This is a genomic window from Vibrio sp. V33_P6A3T137, from assembly GCF_009904835.1.
Taxonomy (GTDB): domain Bacteria; phylum Pseudomonadota; class Gammaproteobacteria; order Enterobacterales; family Vibrionaceae; genus Vibrio; species Vibrio metschnikovii.
The window spans coordinates 1-5,554 of the sequence record NZ_WXWK01000044.1; the positions used below are offsets into that span (position 1 = coordinate 1).

The 5,554-nt window shown below is 43.0% G+C and carries 5 protein-coding genes and 1 pseudogene; 2 read left to right on the forward strand and 4 right to left on the reverse strand.

Translation table 11 applies throughout. The features are described 5' to 3' along the window. Nucleotides 1-238: 238 nt before the first annotated feature. Nucleotides 239-1,129 (forward strand): LysR family transcriptional regulator, encoded by an 891-nt coding sequence (locus tag CAG60_RS03420; protein WP_161425117.1) that lies wholly within the window; start codon nt 239-241, stop codon nt 1,127-1,129. A 153-nt stretch (nt 1,130-1,282) separates the two neighbouring features. On the opposite strand, the gene CAG60_RS03425 is transcribed toward CAG60_RS03420, so the two are convergent. After that, a complete protein-coding gene (locus CAG60_RS03425) occupies nt 1,283-2,761 on the reverse strand; it encodes an FAD-binding protein (RefSeq protein WP_161429801.1) in 1,479 nt (492 codons plus the stop codon). Continuing rightward, nucleotides 2,746-3,594 (reverse strand): TauD/TfdA dioxygenase family protein, encoded by an 849-nt coding sequence (locus CAG60_RS03430; RefSeq protein ID WP_161426295.1) that lies wholly within the window; start codon nt 3,592-3,594, stop codon nt 2,746-2,748. The genes CAG60_RS03425 and CAG60_RS03430 overlap by 16 nt, the downstream gene beginning before the upstream one ends. A gap of 198 nt (nt 3,595-3,792) precedes the next feature. On the opposite strand from CAG60_RS03430, the pseudogene CAG60_RS03435 reads away from it, so the two are divergent. Next, nucleotides 3,793-3,920 (forward strand): annotated as a pseudogene (locus CAG60_RS03435) (IS5/IS1182 family transposase); the annotation flags it as partial. Here the strand turns inward: CAG60_RS03435 and CAG60_RS16850 are convergent. After that, nucleotides 3,921-4,040, reverse strand: coding sequence for an MbtH family NRPS accessory protein (locus CAG60_RS16850; RefSeq protein WP_158145169.1), 120 nt, complete (start codon nt 4,038-4,040; stop codon nt 3,921-3,923). Between the two features lie 2 nt (nt 4,041-4,042). Continuing rightward, nucleotides 4,043-5,371, reverse strand: a complete 1,329-nt coding sequence (fes, locus tag CAG60_RS03445) for an enterochelin esterase (RefSeq protein WP_161438307.1) — start codon at nt 5,369-5,371, stop codon at nt 4,043-4,045. Nucleotides 5,372-5,554 lie beyond the last annotated feature (183 nt).

Consider the following 5,554-nt stretch of genomic DNA (forward strand, 5'->3'; position numbering starts at 1 on the left):
AGCATAATCAGCCCTTAATTATTTTCATAATTCTGAATAAACGATGACAATTTAGGTTATTGTCAACCCATAAAATGGAACCGCTCCCATGAAGGTGGGGGTTAATAATTTAATTATTATTAAACCGAAACCAAAGCATTCAAATTCTCTCTAATCGACTGTGTCATTATTTATGATGACAACGCGGTTTGACTAGATGACAAAAATAGAACCCAAAGTTACCAATAAGGGAACAGTAATGCTTAATGAATTAAAACGTATTGCCATATTTAATAAAGTGGTCGAATGTGGTTCCTTCACATTAGCGGGAGAGTCACTCGGCATGGGGAAATCCAAGGTCAGTGAACAAGTCACTCTATTAGAAAAAAAACTCAATGTGCGGCTACTTCATCGAACAACCAGAAAAATTAGTTTGACCACCGAGGGAAGCACTTTTTATCAATACAGCCGTGGCTTACTGAATATCGCCGATCAAGCGCTGGGGGCGGTGAATCATTTAGCGTCAGAGATATCAGGAACAATTCGTATTGGAACGACGATTGACGTTGGAACCTTTCTGATCAATCCATTATTAAATGAATTTTATCAACAGTATCCACATGTCAATTTTGATCTTTGCTTAGATGATGGTCTGCAAGATATGGTCGAATCTAACCTCGATTTAGTGATTAGAATTGGCGAGTTGACGTCATCGTCGATGGTAGGCCGAGTGATTGCTCCTTTTGAATTAGGTATTTACGCCAGCCAAGATTATCTCAATAACGCCAAGCCGATCACTTGCCTAGACGATTTACAAGATCACGACTGGGTTTACCTCTCTCGGCTAAATTTACCGAATAATATTCTTACATTAACTAACCATAATGGGCAGGAGCAGCAAATAAAATTACAACCTAAGCACACCAGTAATGCGCCGCTGGGTGTTATGGCAATGATTCAAAATGGATTAGGGGTTGGCCCTATCGCTCATTTTTTAATTGATAAAATCCCCGGCCCATCGCTCATTCGGTTATTTCCCGATTTTTACCAAGTCAGCACAACAATGAATATTCTCTACCCAAGTCGCAAAAATATTCCGCCTCGTGTACGGTGCTTTATTGATTATTTGATAGCATCACTCAAAGTATGATGGAGAATAAATAACCCGACTATTTTTCCTCATAAAATGAGTCGTCGGTAACATCACTGGCGTTTAGATAGTCGATGAGTGGCAAAGAAATAAGCAAATCATTTGCGCCACCATCAACTGTCTTTTGGTGAGGACGATCATCGTCCTCACCGCTTAAAGCTCAGGTTGCACGAATAAACCATTCGATATTGCCTCGATACTGGTTGCTAACCACGCATTCAAATCAAGCAAATTATGGATTGAATAAATGTAGCCATCTGGACGTATTAATAACGCTTGGTCAGTGTACGGATTTTGACTTGTCCAATAAGGAGCATATTCTGCCCGCGAGCCAATTCGAATCACCTTAATAAACTCTGGCAAATTCAACTCATAATCGGTATCACTTGCGATCAATAATGTCCATTGACAATAATCCAGCAATGAATAAAGCCGAGTTTTTTGCGTTGGCGTATTGAATACAAAATCAAATATCCGCGTACCGACTAATCCTTGTTCACCATAACGAATGCCCATTCCGGTAATATTGCCCGAACGCTTCTCGACTATTTTCACGTAATCTTGCGCATGAGTATTCGTTGCAGAAAATTTGGTCGAGCGCACTAACTCACCCGAGCTGGCAATTACACTCTGGGCAACGGGTTGACGCTCCTCTTGATAGCTGGTTAACAGTGACTCATTCGTATGACCTTTTAGGACCATGTTCAGTTTCCAGATCAAATTAAACGCATCGGCTAATCCGGTATTCAAACCTTGCCCGCCATTGACAGAATGAACATGACAAGCATCTCCGGCTAAAAAGAGGCGATTTTCTATGTCATAACGCTCAGCAACGGACTCTTTGACCGCAAATTGAGAGAACCACACTCTCTTTTTAAACCTTAATTGATGTGGTGCCATGGCACGATTAATTTTTTCGATCACTTGCTCTACGGTAAAGTCATGCGTATCCATTCGGACATAAAAACGGTCGATGTCACCTTCACGAGGAATCCACGCGACATCCGAAGTCTCCGCTTGAAAGACAATAATTTCCGGGACTTTGGGGAAGTCACTATCAATAACTCCATCAATCACAGCCCAAATAATTTCCGGACGCACTATCTGGAAGGGAATAGTGAACCTCTGGCGAACAAACGACTGAGCGCCATCGGCACCAATCACAAAACGCGACTCAATGATCTCGCCATTGGTTAGCTCGGTCAGACACTTCTCTGGATGAATGACAATATCCTTCACCGATGTTTGACGCCATACAGGGGCATTCAATGAAGTAAGTTTATCGTCCAGTAGCTGCTCAAGATAAGACTGACCAAGCATCAAAAAATGCGGATGTAAGCAGCCTTCCAACGCTTCCCACCATGAAGATTGACGGGAAATAAATTGCCCATCTGCCCATACGGAACTGGTATTACAAGGCTTACCCAGTGGATACAGCGGCTCAAACAGATCGACAATTTCTAATAATTGTAACGTTCTCGCATTAAGCGCATCAGCACGACCAACCTGTAATGGCTCTGACGATTTATCAATGATAACCGTACTCAATCCACATCGCTGCGCTAAGTAAGCGCTCATTAAACCAACCGGACCTGCACCAATAATAACAATATCAACTACTCTTGCGGACATTCGTACGACTCCAAACTAGGGTTATGGTAAGGCGGATTGCTTAAAACCTGCACACGACGAATATGCCGTGGGGTATGTGATGTGAAAGCCTCGCGGCCATGCAATAAAGAGAAGTTATCAGTAATAACAATGTCTCCTGACTGCCACTCATGTGCATAGAAGTTGCGTGGGTCATACAAAGCGCGGCGTAAACTTTGATGGCACGCCATCGCTTCACTATCTGAAATGCCCGATAACGTGACATCTGGGGGATTCAATAAATCACCATTGTCGACCACATGGGGTTCGTTATAACGAATGACGTCATAGCCTTTATATGGATGAGGCATCACGATCGGAGAAACCGTTTTACTGTGATAAAACTCCATTTTACGTTGATAGTGTCCCGTCGCTTTCCGCCATAATGATCGCTCCTGCTCCGAAGCATTGTCTAAGGCAAGCATGGTATGACAAAACGTTGTCCGTCCACCATTACCGGGTAAGGGAGCTTCGACACATTGGAAAATCTGGTATTCTGGTACTTGCGGACGATACATACCATCCCAATGCATCGGCATGTAACTGCTGTCGAAAATATGATCTTCGGGCTGCTCTTTTTGAATCAGCTCAAGTACTCGGCCAAACGGCCATATGCTCACTTCTCCCCATTGCTCACAATAATCAGCAAAATCTTCAGCCTGTTCAAAAACCGTAAAGCCCCGTAAGAGCACGAGCTGATGACGCTCAAACAGATGGCGTAAGCTCGATATATCAAGCTCAACAACATGGGTAGAAGAGTGTTGCGCTTCAACCATAACCCCAAAAGGGTCGAGTGACGTTATTTTATAAGGCATTTCAACGGTCTCCATACTGGGTTAGTCAATACTTCTCCGTCAGATTATTCGCCTTCTGTATCGTATTGACTAGACAGCCAAAATAGAACCCATCGTTACTGATCAAGGAACAATCGCCTAAATGAGAGCTGAAACAAAACTTACATAGGTAAATGTTTAGGGAAGAAGCGAATAAGTTCCAGATGTAAGATCATAGGGGCACCGAAAAAGCATCCTCGTAAGAACAAGACAATGCTCAAAATCGAATACCTAAAAACCAGCATCCGAGCAAAGGTAGAACACCTGTTTCGCATTATCAAAGTCAGTTAGGGTTCATCAAGATACGCTCAAGGGACTGATGGCGTAGGCTTAAATTCAGGCCACAAACTGTATTGACCATGATGATTAATCAAGACGGTGAACTGATTTTCAGTATTATCAAAAGGATTAACGTATTGTTCAGACATGTCTAACTCCGTTTCGGCGGTAATGAAAAAAGGTAAGAGAGTCCATCGATGATGCCACCACGCCAACATAGACGTTCATGCCCGCCATCAAAGACTCGGTATTGAAGATTGTGTCGTTGAGCAGCGAGTTGGTGGTATAGGTCTAAGCTAAGATCGACCATGATGTCTTCGCCACTTCCTACTTCGATAAAAATGTTCAAACAGCAGTGACGACCCAGCCCTTGATGTATCTGTCGGCTCATGTCACTAAGAAGATGCGGTGACTCAGGTGGTACATAGTCACTAGGCGGTTTAACAAGAGAAAAATCTGGCCACCAAAATGATCCAGACTGACACACGACCGATCCAAAACGCTCAGGCCAATTCAATGCAGCGAACATAGCAGCCAAACCACCGAGGCTCTGACCGACGACCACGGTTTGCTCGGGGTCTTGACTAATGGTGAAATAACCCGAAATTAAAGGGAATAGTTCTTGTATCAGTGCTTGCCAAAACAGCGGATTACAACTGAGTTCTTCACTTCGCTGGTGGCCATCCACTTCATCAATCAACACATATAGGGCTTCTGGTAATACGCCTTGCTGAGTCGCACATGACAATGCGTCGTATATCGGTAGCGACTCAGACCAAAAACGGCCATCAAGAATAAAAACGACAGGCAATGTTTTCTGCGTATCGCGTGTGGTGGAATACAGCCATACACTGCGGCTGTTATTCAGTATCCTACTCTGCCAGTTGAGGGAGAAACTCGACTTAATGGTACGGTTACCGCCATTCTGATCAAAAATTTGCCAATAGATTTGCGACGGAGCATTAGGCATATGCAGCGGTGTTTTGCTCACTCCCCACAGGCAATGATCCAATCGGTTTCTGCCAAGCTCATCACGACAACTCAACGGAAATAGTTTTTTTAACCATTCACGGTGCTGAGCCCTTTTCTCTTGATAACTGCCAACATAACTTGGCTGACATAGTTGATGAGGGACTGGAATAAAAGAATAACCACCGCGCCAAGTGTGCTTAATAGAAGCGATATAAAACCACACGTCCGTACCTTCTATCTGAGAAAGCTTGGCCATAGTAAAACTGTGATGGTCGGTGACACCATTAATATCAATGTACACTTCTCGGATATCTGAACCTCTCGGTTCTCGCCAAATAAAGATCACATCAGCGTATTCATCCTCAGCATTCATCACTATCGGCATCCCTTCAAACGCCATTTGTTGCCACCACCTGTTATCGCCAATATTGCAACCATCGCGAGAAAGCCATCGACAAACCTGATGAAGATTTGGGTTGCTGTGTGCATTGGGTTCTTCAAACAACATGACTATTCCTATTCATCAACCACTCTCTTATTCATAAAAAACAAGTCAGCGGAATAAATTCACACCATCAATAATTGCAAATACTAACAATTATCATTAACATAATCATCCGCAATAATCTTTTACATAAAAACGGTTACAACATCAAACATTTTCCCTATTTTTAAAGGATTTCTTAATATG

Coding starts and splice junctions, on each gene's coding strand:
- CAG60_RS03420 (WP_161425117.1), top strand. CDS start 239: ATGCTTAATGAATTAAAACGTATTGCCATATTTAATAAAGTGGTCGAA.
- CAG60_RS03425 (WP_161429801.1), bottom strand. CDS start 2,761: ATGTCCGCAAGAGTAGTTGATATTGTTATTATTGGTGCAGGTCCGGTT.
- CAG60_RS03430 (WP_161426295.1), bottom strand. CDS start 3,594: ATGCCTTATAAAATAACGTCACTCGACCCTTTTGGGGTTATGGTTGAA.
- CAG60_RS16850 (WP_158145169.1), bottom strand. CDS start 4,040: ATGTCTGAACAATACGTTAATCCTTTTGATAATACTGAAAATCAGTTC.
- fes (WP_161438307.1), bottom strand. CDS start 5,371: ATGTTGTTTGAAGAACCCAATGCACACAGCAACCCAAATCTTCATCAG.